This window comes from uncultured Microbulbifer sp. (assembly GCF_947489355.1).
GTDB lineage: Bacteria > Pseudomonadota > Gammaproteobacteria > Pseudomonadales > Cellvibrionaceae > Microbulbifer.
On record NZ_CANLDD010000001.1, the window covers coordinates 1 to 18933 of the forward strand.

Genomic DNA, 18933 nt, shown 5'->3' on the forward strand with positions numbered 1-18933 from the left:
TGACGGTGACCGCCACACGATTGCTGACAATATCGCCCAGGCTGGCCGTGACGGTGGTGCTGCCGATCGCCACGGCCCTGAGTTCGCCCAGGGTATCCACGGAGGCGATATCGGTATCGTCACTGGCCCAATTGACGCTGTTGGTGAGATCGGCGGTGCTGCCATCGTTATAGCGGCCCAGGGCGGTGAATTGCTGGCTGTTGCCCCTGGGCAGCTCCACCACCGCCGGTGTCACCTGGATACTGGTCAAGACCGGGTCGGTGACGATAATGGTTACAGCATTGCTGACAATACTGCCTAAACTAGCCGTAATCTGTGTACGGCCCGCACGGATCGCGGCAACATTGCCATCGGCATCCGCAGCCACTATCGCCGTGTTGTCACTGTGCCAGTCGACGCTGCTGGTGAGATCGGCGCTGCTGCCGTCACTGTAGCGACCCAGGGCAATCAGTGCCTGGCTGTCGCCCACGGTCAAAGACACCTCGGCCCCGATGTCGGTGGCGTCCTCGGCAGTCAATACCTGGATGGACTCCAGCGTGACCGCGGGGCGATTCCACTGCTCGGAATCACAGCCGGCCAGCATCGTGCTGATCAGGGTGGCCAAAGTGAGTAAAAGAAATTTGGTAAACGACATTGCCGGTCCTGCGGTGCTCACGGTGAGCAACACTTTTTCTGGTTAATTTTTGTTCTACACCACCCATCGGGTGCGGATGCGAGTACAGGGGTTCCTGGCCGCGAATGATGACGCAGTCTTTATCCACAGTGTTTGGAAGCTTGCCTGGAAACAGGCGAGATGTAAGAAGACCACAGGACCCGGATTCCAATAGTCGATTATATTGGAATTCAAATTGGCCCCGCAACCCGGGCAAGCCAAACCGCGTTCTAGGGTGCGGGTGGGGTGTTTGCTGTTGGCCGCTGAATAGGTTGGTAAAACAACAAACCCCGGCAAGTTGTCACTGCCGGGGCTTTGGCGCCACTTTTAGACCGGTTGGCTCAGGAAGTCTCTTACTGGTGACTGTATAGAAACAGCTTTAGGGGCTCTTCAATGTGTAATGTCAAGACTTGACCCCTTCATGGTACAAGATTGGAGAAATGGCCTTTTTAATTTCTTTTTTTGGTATTTTTACTGTTTTAGACTCGTAGCCACCAAGCATAGACTTTAACTCCAAAAAGAGACATATATCTCGCGGATTTTTAACAAGGTCAAAAGCCTCTAGCGTAATGCTGCCACCGTCAATTTCCGGGGAGTACAGTCCAATTTTTATTATATAAATGTAGTCCCCAGACCTATTAGTGTTCAGGCTATCTATTGGTGCATTGCTCAGCAAAAGATCATCCAACGATTTATCGCCTATAAAAACACCCCCTCTTTTCAATAAAACTTCCTCATTCGGATTTTCACAGAAATAAACATTAGCGCTTACACGAACCCCCTTTTTTTTGGCAAAAGAAAAAATATTTTCCTTAGAAGCCAGCTTCACCATAAGTCTCGGGATATAACCACTTCTCAAGGTATATCGCCCACGATCTATTTCTTTTCCAGTTACTTCAGGAACCTCAATAAGCTCCACCCCAGAAAAACGAAGGTCACCGGGCATCGTCGATATACAACCTAGAAGACCGAACGACAGCAAAATTAGAGCAGGAATTCTAAATAGGACTCTGGTCATAATCATGGCCTGCAATATTTAATACAGATGGACATATGATTTAGAGAGCTAGCCGTGTGGTTGGTTGCATATCCATCAGGGCGAGAATTCCATGCACCACCAACGGTGGCTATGAAATTACTCTGGTGTGACCACATACCGCCAGTTGAATCATAGTTATTCCAAATCACTGCATTTTTTGCTATCGCCTGCATACTGGGCCTAGTCCACCCAACTGGATCAACGGTAACCAACTTGTATACTTGTGAACCACCCGCAACTATATGCGTAGCTGTATCAGCACCATAGCTATGAGCTACAACTGTAACCCTGCCTTTGTGATCTGAAATATAGGTTGAAAGAGCATCGGAGTCAGTCCATTCAAAATACTTAGCACTCTCTTCGCCATATTCTTCAATGTATGCTTTGTACTTATCCTGGACAACAGGGTCGCTCAACCCGCTCCCATCCCCTGCACCGCCCACAAACGCCACTTTATCGCTCCCAGTAATATTGGGTTTTTCGGTGGGCGGTGTTCCTGATCGAGCTATCGAACCCATTGCCATTGCAAAGGCCGCGGTCGCTGCCCCATTGGCAAATTTGCCCCCGGTTGCCTCCGATATAGACCCCGACACCAGCATCCTTGTCGCCAGTTGGGTATCTTTGCCAAACCCGCCGCCGACACCGGCCGATACAAATCCGTGCCCGAATTTCCCGCCTCCAATCACAGACAGTACACCGCCAAACGTGCCCCGCAACGCAAATGCGGTTGGACTCCAGCCGCCCGGCATACCCGCGAATGCGCCCGCGGAGATGCCCCCGAGCACCCCGTTTTTGAAAGCTAACGCCCAGCTACCGGTAACCTGGTAGGTCTGCACGGCATTGTAACCAGCCAATACCGCCGGGCAGGCGGCCTGTGCCATTATACAAACGCCCACCTGGACTACAGCGTTCAGTGTAGGGTTCTGTGACAGCTTATAGTGTATGGCCCGGCCATTCAGCCAGCGGTCCCGAAAACGCGTCCACTTGCTGTAGCCGCTGGGGTCAGTGTAACTGAGGGGGTTATTGTGCACGTAGGCGTAGCGGTTGTAGCCCTGCACACTGGCCACATCATCAATCACGGGATCGGCGGAGACAAACCTTGAAAGTGTTGGGTCGTAAACCCGACCATTCATGTGTATCAGGCCCACGGCGTCGAGCATTTCGTGGCCGGTATAGCCCCGGTTACTGGTGAGGTGATTGAAGCTGCCCACCCCAAGTGTGGCGATGATATTTTCCGGTGTGCCGAGCTGTTCCCAGGAGAACGGGGCCCTGCGCTTGCCCCAGGGGTCAAAACTATAGACCAGCTTATTGCCCAAGTGGTCTTTTGCCACCTGGCCGGCTTCGGTGGTAATCACATCCAGGCTGCCTTGCAGGTCCTTGAGCAGGTAGCGGATCTCTCTGCCGGTAACCTGATCCGATTGATCCAGATCCACAGTTTCCATTGCCACTCCGGCAAGGCTTCTGCGGTAATAGGCTTTGACAAAGCTGCCATTTCGGGTCCGTTCAATGACTTTTTCAACACCGCCGAGCTGTAAGGTGGTAACGCTGCCATTGCCGTTGTCATCCACCCGCTTGTAGCGGTTGCGGTCCGGGCCGTAGAGAAGGCGGGTACTGTGGCTGCCCTTTTCAATCAGGGTGGGCTTGTCGAAAACGCTGTATTGCAGGATGCGACCGCTGCCGTCACCCACCAGGTTGCCATTGTTGTCGTACTGGTAACTGATGCTGCCGATGCTGGTGCCGGTGACGGCGTGGGGCTGTGGGCCGTTGTAGCTGTAGTTGCCCACACCGGTCTTGAAGGTGATGTTACCGCCGCTATCGTACCGGACCTCCTGTACATCTGCCTGGCTTCCGCTGTTATAGAGGTAGGCGTAGCGCAGGCGGTTGAGATCGTCGTACTGATAGACTTCTTCCAGACTTTTTTGGTAGCTGCCATCGCCGCTCTGGTCGGTTTTCGACATCAGGTTGCCAATGGTGTACCAATCATAGTGCAGGTTCTGTATCTGACCGATGCCGGGGGCAATATCGGTGAGAATATCGGTAAGACGATGGCTCCGGGGATCGTACTGATAGGTTGTGGTGAGACCGTTACCCAGCCTGACCTCCCTCACCTGGCCATGGGTGGTCATAGCTTCCACAGTGTAATAAAAACCGCTTCCGACCGGGGCCCGCAAGTCGCGCACGCCCTGTTTGTAGCCATAGGCGTTGTAAACGGTCTCCACACCATAGAGGTAGTCGCCCTGTTGGCCCACCTGCTGGTTGCTGGCGTCGAAGTTTTTTACAGCACGGCTGTACTTGTCGTAGGTGACTTTTTCGAAGAAGTCACCGTCACCGCCGATCAACCCCAGGGAAGTGGTGGTTTCCCCCAGGCGACCGTACTGGTCGTAATGCAGTAACTTGAGGTGACCGAGATCTTCCAGGTTGGGGCTGCAACCACCTTGAATGGCCACCGGCGCTTGGGCGACGGCCACCAGTTTGCCATCGAACCGGTAGAGGGAATCGCAGCCCGGGTCTTGATCGTAGTACCAGCGGGCGAACTGCTGCAGGTCACCGTTTTGGCTGAGCGAGTCGAAGTTTTTGTAATCCGCACGGGTGATCATACGCCCCAGGGCGTCGTAGGTCATGGCGGTACCCTGAGCCTTGGCATCCCTCTGCCAGTGCAGTTCGCCAAAACCGGTGTAGCCGTAGGTCCAGGTACCCTTGTCCGGGTCGATCATTTTGTCTTTGCGGCCCAACTGGTCGTATTCGATACTGGTGAGTGCCGTCTGCAGGCCGCTGCTGTCGAGTACCTTGACGTTTTTCAGCTTGCCGTCAGCGTAGTAGCTGTATTGCAGCTTGCCACCGATAGCGTCCGTGATTTCAACCGCCTCACCGAGGAGATTGTTTTGCGTGGTTTTACTCTGGCCACAATTGGTCACTGTGATCGAAAGCTCATTGTAAACCGTGGCAACATCGCACTGGCCGTCCGGTGCATCCACCAGGGTGGTACGGCCGAGTAAATCATAGTGGTAGAAAGACCAGCGCGGATTGCTGCCGGTGTGGGGTTCCGACACCGCCTTGACCCGCGACTGCGCATCGTATTGGGTATCCACATAGATCGGGTTGCCGTTGAAGCCCTGTGTCTGTTTGCGAACCTCCCGCCCCAGGCGGTCGTGATAGGTGATAACCCGGGTCTGGTCGATACCGGTCGTGGTAGATTTGTAATGGGCAGGAACACCGGCCACCGTGGGACAAGTCACGGTCGCACTGCACAGTGTTTTCAGGGTGGTGCTGTGGCTGCCGGTTTCAACATATTCAAAATAGGCATGGCCATATTGTGAATAAGCGCGGCTGGTGGCCACGCCACTGATATCCAGTGCTTTCCCTGCTGCACCGAAGGCATTGAAGTCCTGTAGCTGTGCGGTGGTCTGGTTCAGGGCGTTGATCCGGGTGGTCGCGTAGCGGCCATAGCCATCGTAAAGAGTCCGGGTCATGCGGCTGTTGCCAACGGCATCCGTGACTTTGACAGAGGTTCGATTGCCAAAGCGGTCGTGTTGATATTGGGTATGCAATTCGAGCCCGGTGCCCTTTGCTACCCATTCATCGGTGAGCAATCCGGTGATCGGATCGTAGCCGAAGTCTGCCTGGCGGGTAATGGCGAGCGCTGCCAGCCTGCCGAATCGCTCGGTGGTGACCGTGCTTTTGATTAAGCGCCCCGTGTGCCAACGGTTGCTGTCCGCCACATTGTTATAGTTGTTCTTGGTGGTCTGGTTTTGCAAGCGGTTGCCGGCTGCATCGAAGTTTTCAACGATCACCTCGGAGACATTGCCATACAGCAGGTCGGCCGTTTTGGCACGGTCGTAAATGGTCTGGGTGGCTTTATTGCCGAGGTAAGTGCCATCAAGCTCGTACAATTTATCGATGGCCTTACTAATATAGGGGAAAACCGTTTTACCGGTTGGCGCAAACGCATCCAGTTCGTTCACTGAGCAACTGATCAAAATTTGGCTGGTATCGCTACAGGCAGCAGGAACGGCAATATTGCCCAGGCTCGGTTCGATGACCTTGGCCGTTTCCTCTGGCATGCCGATATAAGGGTAGTCCTGGCGGTAGTAAGTGGTGGTCTTGACCTGGTTCTGCGGGTCGTAACTGGTGACCTGCTCGAAGCCCAAAAAGCCGCGGCCCCCGCCCTGCATGCGACCCTTGGCGTAGTGATAGTGCACTTCTACCGTGTTGGCGTCATTGTTGGCTGCCGGCGCATCCGAGGTAACCTTCTGTACCACATACATGGGGGAGTAGAGATCGAATACCGGCGAACCATTACCGTAATCCAACCCGGAGGCGCCCGTGGTGCGGGTGTAAACATTACTGGAAGCGTCATTCAGGCGGGCATACCGGATCTCGGTTTTCACCCCGAAACCATCGGTAATACGGCTCAATACATCTATTGGCCTGTTTTTGTGCTTGGGCTTGAGAATGCGCAGGTACTTCTCTGCAAACGGCACCCGGTTGTCGCAGGGATTACCCGAGGTAACGTCCTCAAGTTCCGAGCAGATTTCCAGAATTTCCCCACGGCCATCGCCATCCAGGTCCAAGGTGTAATGAAAGATGTCGGTCTCGTGCACACCCCAGACAAAGCCGGTATTCAAGGAAGTACCAAAACCGGTGGGCGTGTTGAGAAGAACATGCAGGGTGCCAAAGCTGCCGCTGACATCTTTTGGATACAGGATATCTGTAAGGCCATCATCATTCCAGTCATAGAGTAGAGGGTCTTCATCGACCTGGGAGGCCAGCGTTCCGGCACGAACAAAATTATCACCCGTAAAATGATATAAAGCCCATTGGGATTCATCATCTGAGCGATACAGCATATCTACCAGGCCATCCCCGTTAATATCTGCAAAACGCTGTTCTGATTTAAAAGCCTGCCAATGCTCTTGCTGCTGGAAGATGACACTGTGGCTGCCTGTTCCGGATGAGATAAGAATGGCGAAATGGTTCCAGATCAAAACCGGCGTATTGTTTGGGCATTCAAAGTGGGGGGGATCACATATCCATTTGGTGGTTACAATTGCACTGAAATCCGCAATGCCGTCATTGTTCAAATCAGAGACAATATCATTGTCCCTAATTGAGATGGCAACTCTCTGCCGGTCATAACCGGGGGGATAGGGAATCTCAGGCAGGTTCAGTATTTCCCGGGTCGTCTCTGCAGAGGCAAACTGGAGACCTCCACCCGGTTTCCGCTCCGTGAGCCGGACAACGGCGGCCACTTCTGCTTCATCACCGTACATCCCGTCATCGGCCTGAATTTTTAAATAATCCGGCAGTCCATCCCCGTTAAAATCATACATATTGCCTTTTTGATCGGGCTCATAGGGAATTGCGGTGGTGAGTTCGGTGCCGGAGAAGGCACTACCCAGTGATAGATTCACTTTCCAGGCGCTACCACTGCCTGCCGGTACGTGTAGCAGATCACTTTTGCCATCATCGTTGTAGTCCACCAGATGCCATTCTTTGTGGACATTGGAGCGCGCGCGGATCTGCGTATTCTGTGGGTTCAGGCCCCCATTGCCATCACCCAGGGCAATACGAAAATAATAGCGGTCATCATCATTGGTCCATGGATCTCCCGGCGATAATTTAATCCATACCAGGTCCTGTATGCCGTCACCGTTGATATCACCAGCCTTACCGCCTATAAAGTTACGGGAGAGCAAACTCGTATTGGGTGCATCGTCGCCAACTCCCATTGCGGTCAGCTCGGTGTACTTAAAACTGGTCGATGGCCGACAATTGTCACCAACACATTCCTCGATGGCCGCCATGCGCAGGCGGCCAGTGGCACCGGTCTCATAGGTGGGTACATAACGGCGCAGCTCGGTGCCATTGGCTTTAGAAGTGACGGAGGTGAGACGGCGTGTCAGGGATTTACTTTCGCCAAAAGCATAGCCATAAAGTTTGTCACTGCGGCTGCTGTCATAAACAAACCGGATCTCGTTGAGTGGGGCATCACTGGCATTGGCTGCATAATAAATAGTGTCAATCACATGTTCGCCAGTATCCGCATCCTTCAGGTAACGGTATTGAATATAGTTACCCGCGCTGTCCTCTTGCCGATTCAAGTGCCAGACATTGGCGGTATAGGCATCCTCGCTCAAGCCATAGTAGGAGATGGAACCATCCTTGCGATAAACCTCGAAGCCTTTGCCAGTGCCCACATTGGTGGAAACCAGTTTCACACGTATAAAGGAATCCAGCGAGGGTCGATACAGCGAGCCTACGCTACCCAAAGTACCGCTGATCAGTTTGAGGCGATGACCATCCAGGCAATACCGATCAAAGGCACTGCCGTTGACATTGTCCTCTTCCTGCGTGCGGCGACAGGCAGTGATTGCGGAGAGACCACTGATGCTCCACCCCATACCCAGAAGGCCATTGCCCCTTTCACTGTTGTAAGACAGTGCTACCGAGGGTACGGCGCCGCCGGAGGCGGGGCCGGTTATTATGGGAACGGTGTAGTTGGCCGCTCCGGATTCGGTGACCCGGAACTCACCGCCAACGATGCCTACCCGATCCGATGCCAATACCCCAGTAGCGGTATTGGGCAGTGCGGTCTCCCTGTGTGGCGGTACTTCAATAGCCACCGGCGGCTCGGATATTGCGACCTCCACAATGTCGGAGACGGTGTCTCCGGAACAGGGGGCATAGGCGGAAACCTGATTACAGGCGCGTACTTTGAAGGCATGGAAACCATCGTTAAGGGTATAGTCCCGGGATAAGCTCTGTAAATCCGTATGGGCACGCTTGTCGCCTTCATGCCAGGTGATGGGACCATCAGATGCATTTGCGCTACCGGGGATCACTTCGTAGTATTTTACATTGCCGCCGGCAGCCCCCCAGTTGAGATTGATGAAACCGGTACGGGTAAAAGTGGCCGATGGCTTGACTTCTCCCGGAGGGCTTGGACGCTCGGCAACAATCACACTGACGGCACTGCTGGTAGGGCAGTTGTTCTCACGTGAGCAACGTAAATTGAAAGCTTTGACCGTATAGGTATAGTTACCATCACTGCGCTTGGGAAGGGTGTAAGTATGCGGCGCATTGGGTGTTTGCGGGTCACTGGCCAGGGTTTTTGCTAATTGCCCGTTCTGATAGATTTCGTATTGATAGACGTCTTGGTTTTTTAAATCCGTCCACCGCAGGGAAATAACGCCGTCATCATCGTTGGGCAGTGACTCTATCGCCGGTTTGGTGGGTATAACCTGATTCCACACCTCAAGGGATACCGGATTGCTCCAGCTGCTGCTACAGCCGGCACTGTTACAGTTTTTGGTGCGAAATTCCCATGTTCCATCCCCCAGCCCGGTTACTTCGAAAGAATGGCTTGCCGCGGTGGAGTAATTACCCTCCCCTGGCCAGCTACCACTCTGGCGTTTTTGCCAGCGCACCGTGTTGATGGGCCCGGAGCTGTTGGAGGTAATAACAGTATTGCCATCATAGGAAACGGTGTGCTGAGCAGAGACTGTCGGCTTGCCCGGTGCCAGCACGATAGTAATTGAATCGCTTGCACGCCCTAAATCGATACATTCACTACTGGGGCATCGATAACTTTCCAGGCGATAGTGATAGGTACCACTGGCAGGCACTGTATCGATATAAACGCCGTTTTCCACTCCGGCGGCCCGAAACAATTGCTCGCTGTTGCGGGACAGCACGAGATATTGTCCTCCCGCCCATTCGGCATCCCACACCAGTGTCACCTTTGCGCCCTGGTGAGATTGTATAAAGAAATCAGGAAAATCCGTATTTACCTGCTTGAAGCCAGTAAAGTTTCCACAGGACCGTACCCCCGAATAAGTACTGCATGCGCGGACCCTGTAGGAATAGGTTCCGCTTTTCGTTTTGGTATATGACCTGGATGTCCCACTTTGAGTCCAGCTTGCGGAAGTTTCACCGGTTTCCTCGACTCGGTAGGTTATATCGCCATCTCCGCTAACGGCATTCCAGCGAATCGCATAAATGCCATCTGCGGATGACGAGGGTACAGTGAAACCGCCAGGGACCCCGGGGGCCCTGGAAACAATCAGGTTATCGGAGGTTTTATAATTCCCGGTTACACCGTTTTTAACCGCAGCAACCCGATACCGATAGGTGCCGGTTGAGCGTCCAGACAGGGTCTTACTGGTTGAGGAGCCGGTATAAACCGAAGACCAACTGCCACCGTTTCTCTGCTCCCGCAGTATATAGCTGTCGCGCCCGGATACGGCATTCCAGGAAACCGTGAAGCTGCCACTGGTTGAAGACCCGGGCAGGTTAATGGCGCCTGGGGTTCTGACAACGGTGATCGCCTTGATTGCCGTATAACCACTACAAGCCACATAACAGGCTCTGACTTGATATTCGTACACGCCGGAAAGACGGCCGGAAACCGAGGTTTGTCTGCCGGAACCACTATAAACCGTAGCCCAACTCCCTGCGTTTTTTCGCTCTCTCAGTTGGTACTTACCCGGATTTCCAGGGGCAGCGCCCCAGCCGATAGTAAATGCACCGGTTTTATTGTTGGCAGCAAGCGTGATCCCGCCGGGCTTTGGGATACTGACCTTGACCGTATGGCGACCACTCAATATCCAGGAACCCCCCGGATTATTGAATGTGCCCTGCGGTTCTGGGTTCAGCCTCTGCGGAGCCAGTGGTACATTTGCACCAATTTTATTGTCACTCCCAGGAATAGAAGAAAGCAGGCAGGTTGGGCACGGGTCGTACCAATTCTTGTAGTAAAATTCCACTTTGTAACTGGCGGAATTGGAAACTGAAAAAGTAAAACTGCCCCCTCTTGTGCTCGCGGTATGGGTTGACTTTAAACTGCCATTGCGAAAAAGCCGGAGTTCAGCAGCAACCGGGGTGGCGGAAGGATTTACAGAGTAATGGATTGTAAACTGGCCGGTGGTGTTACTGGCAGGTCCGCTTACATCAGCCAACACTGTGCCAGATATCAGCCCAAGGGCCAATATCAAAATAGATCGTACTACAAACACCTTACCCACTCCAAAACTTTCAAGCTGTTATTTTTTACGTACCCAATCCAGCAAGGTGGTTAAAATCAGCCTGTTTGGAGTGAACCGCGCTATAATTTTGAGCTTCCCAAATCACCATTTGGGAACCATCTTAGAATTTTTGGCTTTATGAATTGAATACCCGGAAATTCCCGCAACAGGAAAAGTGAAGTGGTAAAAGCGTACGCTTTACAGGCCCTTCAAGTACCGAAACAGCAGAACCCCTGGCAATCAGATGTTTCAATTCAGCAAACGCAAACTTATCAGATTTTTTTCATTTTACTTGCTATACAGATATCAAGGAAATGAAATAAGCGCCAAATTTAATTATTCCCCTATAACGAGATACAAATATTTTCCTAATTGCCACTCTTGCCAAGCCACACAACCCTGCCTATAAAGACAGTTATCTTGTTGATCCGCAAGGGAGTCTGCCATGGTCTACAACAAAGCGCAGATTTAGAAAGGTATCAACCTGAGTGTGTTCCACAAACAGTGCGGTACAGAAAAGCATTGCTTCGGCGCACTTCATTGCGGGTGGTGGTCGGAAGGTTTCCGCTGTCCTTGATCAGCCCCACCGTGGTGATCCAGTTTAAATGTTAGTGCATTGTGGGCCAGTGCTCTTTCTCTACAGTCGTTTCCGGGGCTGGTGGGCGGTAGCCCAATGCACTGTGTGGCCCCTTGGTATTGCAGTGCGCCTCCACTCTTCAATGATAATCTCCACCTCTTGTGGCATTAGGATATTTCACCGTTCAGGAACTCATCGCTTAGCCGGGCGTTGAAGCTTTCACAGTACCCATTCTCCCTGGGCGAGCCTGGCTCTGTGTAAGCCGCCTATGCGTCAAGAGAGGCAAGCCTCTGATCGCCTGTGCAGTGAATCCAGGACCACTGCCCAATACCTGCCTGCGATACAACCAAAATATGCACAACGCATCTGGCGGAGTTCCAGTAACATTTTAACCGTAGACTCGACCTGGTGGGTTTATTTCCCGGCTTACCTACATTTCTCTGCGGACGCCGACAACGCCATAAAGATGACTTAAGCTTGGCCTATCTTGGATGGTAATTAGATAAAATGATGAATTTCAAAAAAGCTCTCGGGTTTTCAGCAGCCCGCCAGGGTAATCGCAACCCATCCAGTGCGGTTCTACATTTTTGCAAGACACTCCCAAAGTGACAAGGCTACAGGCCCGATAGACAGTGCCGAGGACCGGAAAGCATATAGATTCAGCTCCACAGGATAACGTGTAAAGTTCAAGGGTATTTCGCGCAACCTGTCTGCGCACAGCTCGTTTTCAATAAGGTGACGTGGCAATCGCCCCCAACCAAGTCCTGCAAGCAGCAGCTCCTTTTTCATTTTCAGGTCACTGACATACCAGACACGCTGTCCCTTTTGAACCCCGAAATCTCTATCAAATTCTCCCTGCGGGGTTACAGAGTCGCTTATCAGGATTTGGTGAAACTTCCGCAAATCCTTAATATTCTTGATGTCGGTTGGGGAATTACAAGCCCTGGGTGCTGCAACATTGACTAATTCAATTTGTTTCAAAGGAATATAATCAAACTCTTTTTCTTCAAGAGTAGTCAAGTGAATGGGTGCGATGCCAATATCGGCGGTGCCGCTCTGTACACTCACGACCGCACCAGAGAGGATTTCAGTACGGATAATAACCCTTGTCTCGGGATAATCGGTTTGCAGCGATTGCAAACGGGGAGCGAGAACCGAAATGTCGCACATGGCATCCACTGCAATTGTAATCTGCTCTTCATTGCTCTGTTCAAAGTGCTCAATAAGCTGGCTAAGGTCATCGACTTCTGTCGTCACCCGCAGCGACTGCAGATACACCCTTTTTCCAATTGAAGTTAGCTCGAGGCGATAACCCGTTCTGTCGAATAGGTCTGTATTCATTTGGGCTTCCAAAGCCTTTACTGCCAAGCTAATGGCCGGCTGGGTTTTGTTGAGTTTTTCAGCTGCCGCTTTGACGGAGCCTGTTTCCACAACCGCTTGCAGAACCTTCAGTTGGTCTAGCTTCATAACGATCTTTATTAGCAAAATTAATATTAATGTTAAGTATTATTAAATATATTTTATACTATAGTTTATTTATGGTGGCCAGCAACAATAACCTATTAAGGGATAAACCATGAAAAAAGCCACACTGAAATCTGCCGTAATTATGGGCATTACCATGCTACTAGCGTTGACATTTCTTGCTGCAGGCCTGACGAAATTTGCGGGGGTCACACAAGTTGTTCTGCCTTTTGAGCGCCTCGGGATGCCGTTTATGGCCAAAGTCATCGGCTTGCTTGAAATCGCAGGTGCCATTGGCCTGCTTATCCCGCGCTTGCGCCATTTAGCCGCTCTTGGACTATCGGCGATTATGCTAGGGGCAATTGTCTATCACCTAACGCTAGACCCGGAGAAAGCAGCACTGCCTGGCATCATCCTCTTGATTTTTTGCGGGTCCCTGGCCTGGATTCAACGCCCTGCGCCCTCTGATCCCATTTTGGGCTAACTCAGCCAAAGGAAAAAGACAATGAAACACATTATTGCGAGGAGCACCGCCCAACCTGAGAAGGTGGGACCTTTTGATATTGTGCGAGCCCTGCCGAATCACTCAGTGCAAACTGTCGGGCCAGTCATCTTTCTCGACCACATGCCCGAAAAAGAATTTGCCCCTAATGCGCTACCTGCTTTAGATGGGTCTTTTGCACACCCTCACCGGGGCATCGCAACCTTTACCTACCTTATAAAGGGCGAGCTAGCTCACCTCGACAGCCAGAGTGGCCGCGGGATTATCCAGGAAGGTGGTGTGCAATGGATGAACGCCGGGAATGGCATTATCCATGACGAGGGCTTTCCGGATAACTTTCGTGCCCGTCGTGGATCTTTTTATGGTTTCCAGTTTTGGGTGAATCTTCCTTCCAAAAACAAGGCCGCAAGGCCCGATTATATGCCGGTACAAGCAAAAGATTTGCCTGTTATTGAGTTGCCAGCAGGAGCAGGTACGCTCAAAGTCCTGCTTGGGGAATACAAAGACCAGAGATCACCAATTCCAGCTTTCACCGAACAGTTTATTTGGCATATTCATTTGATTTCTGATCAGGTGGTGGAGGTTCCAACGAAATCCGGCTTCGAATATGGAGGCTATCTTCCCACTGCGACTGCCAGGATCAGCGGCGAAGAGGTTTCCCGTCGTGAGTTCTTTTTATTCGAAAATAACAGCGATGCAATTTCTCTCCAAAGCCCGTCAGGACAGAGCATGGATATACTGCTCTTTGGTGGCGAGCCTTATCTTGAATCAATCGTCTCGCATGGTCCTTTTGTTATGAATACACCTGAAGAAATCACACTGGCCTATTCTGATTTCCGCAGCGGAAAATATGGAAAAATCAACTATAAGGCGCTTTGAATTTATACTGCTTTATTCACAAAACTCAGCAGAAACGCATCTGGGAAATAGTTTGATAGCATCATATGCTGAAAACTCCAAGGCTATTGTCGTAAACGCCATTGGCGAATGCACCGTGTATCGGTATTGCATATCCCTATGAAATGTATGAAAAATTTGTGATTTAAAATTAATCCTGAAATCCCAAATATCTTTGTCAAAGCCCAATACATATAGCACTACTCAACCGCTATTTTTATTGACGCCAATCCATTTGAGTGAAATTGAAAAATAGGAAGTATCCATGAATAATCTACTCCCCGGACAAGCAGAAGCGATAGCGGAAGTCAATGCATTGCGTGAGCGAATTTCCAGGGCAGATATCGACACGATGTCCCTGCTTCTTGGTCAAGCCTATACGCACCATGCATGGACAGATAAGCCGGTATCCAATGCGAGCTTGAAAGATGCATATGATCTAGCCAAAATGGGGCCGACCGGTATGAATATTCAGCCGATGCGACTGGTTTTTTTACGTGGTGAAGCAAAAGAAACTCGACTTGTTCCACATATGCTGGATTCTAACCAGACCAAAACAAGCGCTGCACCGGTAACCGCCATCTTGGCAAACGATCATGCCTTCTATAAAAATATGAGTCGTACATTCCCGATTATTCCAAACGCCTCAGAAATGTTTTCAAACCATAAATCCTTTGCGTATGAAAATGCAGAGCGGAATGGTACCTTGCAAGCCGCTTACTTCTTGCTTGCTCTGCGCTCGGTTGGTCTGGACGTTGCACCCATGTCAGGCTTCGACTCTGACAAAGTCAATAAAGAATTCTTCGAGGGTACCGAGGTTACCGTCAACTTTATTATGAATATTGGATATGGCGACAGTAACGCCGTATACCCCCGGTTACCGCGCCTCGATTTCGAGGAAATTTCGCAACTGTTTTAAGCAATGCATCAAATTATGGGATTTAAATGAGGCAAACCCGCTTTGTTGGCACCCTTGGCGCATCCAGGCAGGAAGCAATCTTATGGGGCATGGTTTGTAGCAGGTCATGATTGAGGGCGGATCACGATGCCTTACCATCCGCGCCAGGAATTGCCTCTAGTGGTCCATTATTTCCCCCTAGTTAGCTAAGTTTATCCCCTGCCCTAGCGGGCGGGATACCATCATTGTACTGATGGAGACGCTGCCAGTTGTGGTAGATCATCAGCTAGTCACTGGTGTTTCGACCAGTCCCTGCGATAAAAAGTAACCCGGCACCAGTGCCCACCCGCCTTTCAGGCTGCGCAATAGCCGCTCCCTCGGGGCATGGTGCCAACCGTTTCCACGGCGACTCATACCCTGCGCCATCTGATACCCGCAAAAGCCAGCGTCCAGTTGCCGCTACCCGGGCCGGTCTGCACGGCATTGTCACCAGCCAATAGCCGGGCAGGCGGCCTGTGCCCTTATAACAAAACACACCGGAACTCCAGCGTTCAATGTGGCGTGATCCCTGTGGCGATCAGGGGGTGATCCGTATGCTGGCACAGGTCCAGCAAAAGGCCATGCGCCCCATCCCGAAAAATACGATACTCAAGGGGCGACCGCCTACCCGGATGCCCACGGTGGAAGCTTTCTGGCCTTTGCTGCTTATAAGATTGTGGCCTCACAGGAAACATTCAGGTTTATGGCGGACCCTCCCCACTGAGAGAGGCAACTTCTAAAGGGTTTCCATTGCCCAGCGCCCGCTCCTTTTGGATACGCAAATACACTTCTTCCCGGTGCACGGGCAGGGATTTAGGGGCCGCGATGCCCACCCTGACCTGGTTACCCGTGATACTCAATACGGTGACGGAAACATTGGTTCCGATTCTGAGGTTCTCGCCGGGCCGGCGTTTTACAACCAACATAAGCCTTTCCTTCCGGGTTGCAGATCCCGGGCTGACTTTTTTTGTGATGGGCGTATTTGAACAGTCACAAAAGAAAGCGGAGGGGCGCGGGAACGGTAAGCGGTAAAGCAGAACCGGCGGACGCAACGCGCCCAGGGCCTGGGTAACTGCGACAGGCGCTTGCAGGGGCCCCGCTTTATTGAAGACGAGCGGGCTTCTAGCGTATTATCCATATAGCCATTTTGATACTTAGGTTATCAATTTGGTTAGCTGGCCCTTTGGTGCTCCCACACCTTGGGTCAGCGCCTTTTACTTACGCTTAGGTCACGTACCGTTCTCCTGCTGTCGGGAAGGCTCTTTCAGAAAATGCCCGGGCTGGAAACTGCCCGGGCTTTTTGGGCCCCTTGCGCTACTGGCTCGCAAAAACCGGCCCAAATACCGATAAAAGTCTTAGGATTCTACGCCGCTTTGACACGAAAGAAAACGCAATGCAATCCAATAAGATCATTTGGATGCCTATATTTCTTACCGTAAGGACCCGGGAAAACCGCAGTGCCCTTTTAAAAAGAGCCGGTGCCACCAAGGGCTGTTCCCGCTTCATATAGGCAACCATAGGAAGGCACTGGCCATAGCGGCTGTGTTTGATAGCACTGTTTGAATTCCTCGAAACGTGAGGCATTCGCGTGGTTGTGCCTCAACCGTGCATCCGCATTCTCTACCAGAGGCCGATTTGGTAGAGTTCCCTACCGAAATCCGCGTTGCGTTGCGCATTGCGGGCATCCCCGCCTTGGCACCCTGTTGCGCTTTAGGGTAACGTCCATGCACAGAAACCCATTCCATCGCCGGATCTACAACCAGTGCTTAAAAGACTGTCTGTCTCTTGCCTGACGCGGACCAGGCATCGCTGCACTCGTACAGCGTATCTCAATATTCAAAGACTTTTGGTAGATTGCTCCAGGGGCAATCGGTACGATCTGGATAAAACCTGCCCATAAAAATCAAACCGAAACCACGTATTATATTGTAAAAACCTCCCCCCAGTTTTGACCGGTATGAATCACTGAATATTCATCCGGGCATTGCACGCTCACTTTATCGCGATGCCAGCACTTCAACAATGTGCGCTGGTTCTTATCAATTCATAAGCTACATCCAAACAAATTCAGCCCAAAGTACCTTATTTCATTACAGACTCCAATTTGTTACCTTATTTTTAAACAGACCACTAACTGTATGATAGGCAAGCCCCATGGGGGAGAGCACAGGCGGTAGCCGGTACTTATTCTGGGTAAGATACCCGTTGTGCCCCAAAAATTTATCGATTGGCGCCCGGCCAACCTGATCAGGAGATGTACAAAAGCAGAATGAAATAGAACGTCTGTTCCAGCGGCTGAAGCATTTCAAAAACGCTGCAGGCGCTTTGATCATCTGAAGGTAATATATCAATTTTTTTCGCATTGCTGGCAGGGTGATTAAGTTCACAAGAATTTGCCATCACAGAAAATTCTATTGCCCGCCTATATCCCCCGGTATAGCATTCTGTTATGACCAAGATGCATCTGCTCACTACCAGCCTATTATTGTGCTTGCCCATGGTTTGTTTTGCCCAACAAACCCTGCCACCTCAGATGTACTTAAAACATCATCACATAATTCCCAAACCCGAAGGTACTATCACTTACCATGGCAATAAACCGGTTTTTAAAAATTCAAGGGTTGATTATCAATCTACTCAAATAATATCAGATAGCCATGGCTGTAAAATAAAGATATTGAGACTTTCACCGAAAATCGCAGAAAAACGCTGTGCAAACCCCAAACCCTATACCAGCCTGCTATTTGGCCCCCAATCTGAGCGCTCTGTTCAGTTAGCGCCTGGTCAGTATTTATCTAATAGTGGAGCACGGTTTGTTTATTTGTCAGATGGAACCGTGCTTTCGAGAAAGACCGGTGACACTGTTAAGCCGCCTCTCAGTGGAAATCTCAAGCGATTGGTAAATACGAGTAAAAAAATTTATTGGCCCGGCAAAGATCGATTACTTTTTTATAGACTTTTTGGCGAAAAAAAACTCAGGGGCTGGTATCAATATGACTATCGCCAACGGCAGTGGCAGCATCTGGCAAAAATAGAAACCCATCGACGGGGTATTTGGTTTGGTATCCCGAGGGTGGTTGATTCTATGGTATTGGTTGATGATCAATGGCTGGTGGCACTGGAAAGCGATAATTTCAGAGGGGATACATGGCTGGATATCAGCCTGTATCACGCCGAAACCATGGAGCTGGAACAGAGAATACGCCTCGAAAAGGGCGGCACACCGGGGGTAAAAGTTTTGGAAGTATTTGGTGAAAATCAATTGGTAGCTGCCTACTACCTTGGAGGTACCTATCATCTGCGTATCTTTGAGTTGAAATAACTATGGCCTAGAGAATAACTGATAGATATTACAATCTTTGAGCAGGAAACTGAAAAATGATTCGTTGACAATAAATATCATGAGCACGATACGACTTAATGATAGATAGAGGGAGCCACTGACTATGGCTATTTTTTGCTGGTGGTTTCCATTTACATAGACTGACTTTATTCAAAGTTACATGGAGTAGTTATGGGTCTTACGATTGAGAGGCTGGCAACTATAGTTGCTTTATCCTGGGGGCTGCTGTGGAGCAGTGAATCTTTAGCATTCAAACAAAGATATCATGAAGAAATGACCGAACAACTCCTGCAGCAACAGGAGTTTGACCGGCAATCTTCTGATGAAGCAGGGGATGCCAACTGGTATACCGATGTCAAAGAACAGCTAGACCCCAGCGCCCACGCAGATAACAACCTCCTGGATTCGGCTTCTGCCCGCCTGGCAGAAAAACGCGATCTTATTGTTGAGGCCCTGTTACAGTGCGATAAGCGGGAAGCCCTGGATCAGTTGGGCCGCG

9 protein-coding genes and 1 pseudogene are annotated in these 18933 nt (G+C 50.9%); 4 read left to right on the forward strand and 6 right to left on the reverse strand.

Translation table 11 applies throughout. The features are described 5' to 3' along the window. The 5 genes and pseudogenes from Q1A48_RS00005 to Q1A48_RS00025 all read right to left on the reverse strand — a co-directional run. Positions 1-634: Ig-like domain-containing protein (locus tag Q1A48_RS00005; RefSeq protein WP_299939492.1), on the reverse strand; the 634-nt coding region annotated here is incomplete at its 3' end. A gap of 421 nt (positions 635-1055) precedes the next feature. Beyond that, positions 1056-1598 (reverse strand): hypothetical protein, encoded by a 543-nt coding sequence (locus tag Q1A48_RS00010; RefSeq protein ID WP_299939495.1) that lies wholly within the window; start codon positions 1596-1598, stop codon positions 1056-1058. Between the two features lie 74 nt (positions 1599-1672). Next, entirely contained in the window at positions 1673-10294 is an 8622-nt protein-coding gene (locus Q1A48_RS00015; protein ID WP_299939497.1) for an RHS repeat-associated core domain-containing protein, read from the reverse strand. Between the two features lie 1028 nt (positions 10295-11322). Then, positions 11323-11542: pseudogene (locus tag Q1A48_RS00020) on the reverse strand (transposase); the annotation flags it as partial. Between the two features lie 328 nt (positions 11543-11870). Beyond that, positions 11871-12758, reverse strand: a complete 888-nt coding sequence (locus tag Q1A48_RS00025; protein WP_299939499.1) for a LysR family transcriptional regulator — start codon at positions 12756-12758, stop codon at positions 11871-11873. Between the two features lie 109 nt (positions 12759-12867). On the opposite strand from Q1A48_RS00025, the gene Q1A48_RS00030 reads away from it, so the two are divergent. The 3 genes from Q1A48_RS00030 (at position 12868) to Q1A48_RS00040 (ending at position 15073) form a co-directional block, all read left to right on the forward strand. After that, the gene (locus tag Q1A48_RS00030) at positions 12868-13239 is read left to right on the forward strand and encodes a DoxX family protein (protein ID WP_299939501.1); all 372 of its coding nucleotides are present in this window, start codon (positions 12868-12870) and stop codon (positions 13237-13239) included. Between the two features lie 21 nt (positions 13240-13260). Next, positions 13261-14136: a pirin family protein gene (locus Q1A48_RS00035; RefSeq protein WP_299939504.1), complete on the forward strand. Its 876-nt coding sequence runs from the start codon at positions 13261-13263 to the stop codon at positions 14134-14136. Positions 14137-14419: 283 nt separating this feature from the next. Further along, positions 14420-15073, forward strand: a complete 654-nt coding sequence (locus Q1A48_RS00040) for a malonic semialdehyde reductase (RefSeq protein WP_299939506.1) — start codon at positions 14420-14422, stop codon at positions 15071-15073. Between the two features lie 719 nt (positions 15074-15792). On the opposite strand, the gene csrA is transcribed toward Q1A48_RS00040, so the two are convergent. After that, positions 15793-16017, reverse strand: coding sequence for a carbon storage regulator CsrA (gene csrA / locus Q1A48_RS00045; protein WP_299939509.1), 225 nt, complete (start codon positions 16015-16017; stop codon positions 15793-15795). Positions 16018-17540: 1523 nt separating this feature from the next. Here csrA and Q1A48_RS00050 point away from each other — a divergent pair. Then, positions 17541-18413 carry a hypothetical protein gene (locus tag Q1A48_RS00050; RefSeq protein WP_299939512.1) on the forward strand — a complete coding sequence of 291 codons (873 nt, stop codon included), beginning with the start codon at positions 17541-17543 and terminating at the stop codon, positions 18411-18413. The last annotated feature ends 520 nt before the right edge of the window (positions 18414-18933 follow it).

Excerpts from the sequence above, each read along its gene's own strand:
- Q1A48_RS00050 (WP_299939512.1), top strand. The coding sequence starts at position 17,541 with ATGACCAAGATGCATCTGCTCACTACCAGCCTATTATTGTGCTTGCCC.
- Q1A48_RS00025 (WP_299939499.1), bottom strand. The coding sequence starts at position 12,758 with ATGAAGCTAGACCAACTGAAGGTTCTGCAAGCGGTTGTGGAAACAGGC.
- Q1A48_RS00010 (WP_299939495.1), bottom strand. The coding sequence starts at position 1,598 with ATGCCCGGTGACCTTCGTTTTTCTGGGGTGGAGCTTATTGAGGTTCCT.
- Q1A48_RS00035 (WP_299939504.1), top strand. The coding sequence starts at position 13,261 with ATGAAACACATTATTGCGAGGAGCACCGCCCAACCTGAGAAGGTGGGA.
- Q1A48_RS00040 (WP_299939506.1), top strand. The coding sequence starts at position 14,420 with ATGAATAATCTACTCCCCGGACAAGCAGAAGCGATAGCGGAAGTCAAT.
- csrA (WP_299939509.1), bottom strand. The coding sequence starts at position 16,017 with ATGTTGGTTGTAAAACGCCGGCCCGGCGAGAACCTCAGAATCGGAACC.
- Q1A48_RS00030 (WP_299939501.1), top strand. The coding sequence starts at position 12,868 with ATGAAAAAAGCCACACTGAAATCTGCCGTAATTATGGGCATTACCATG.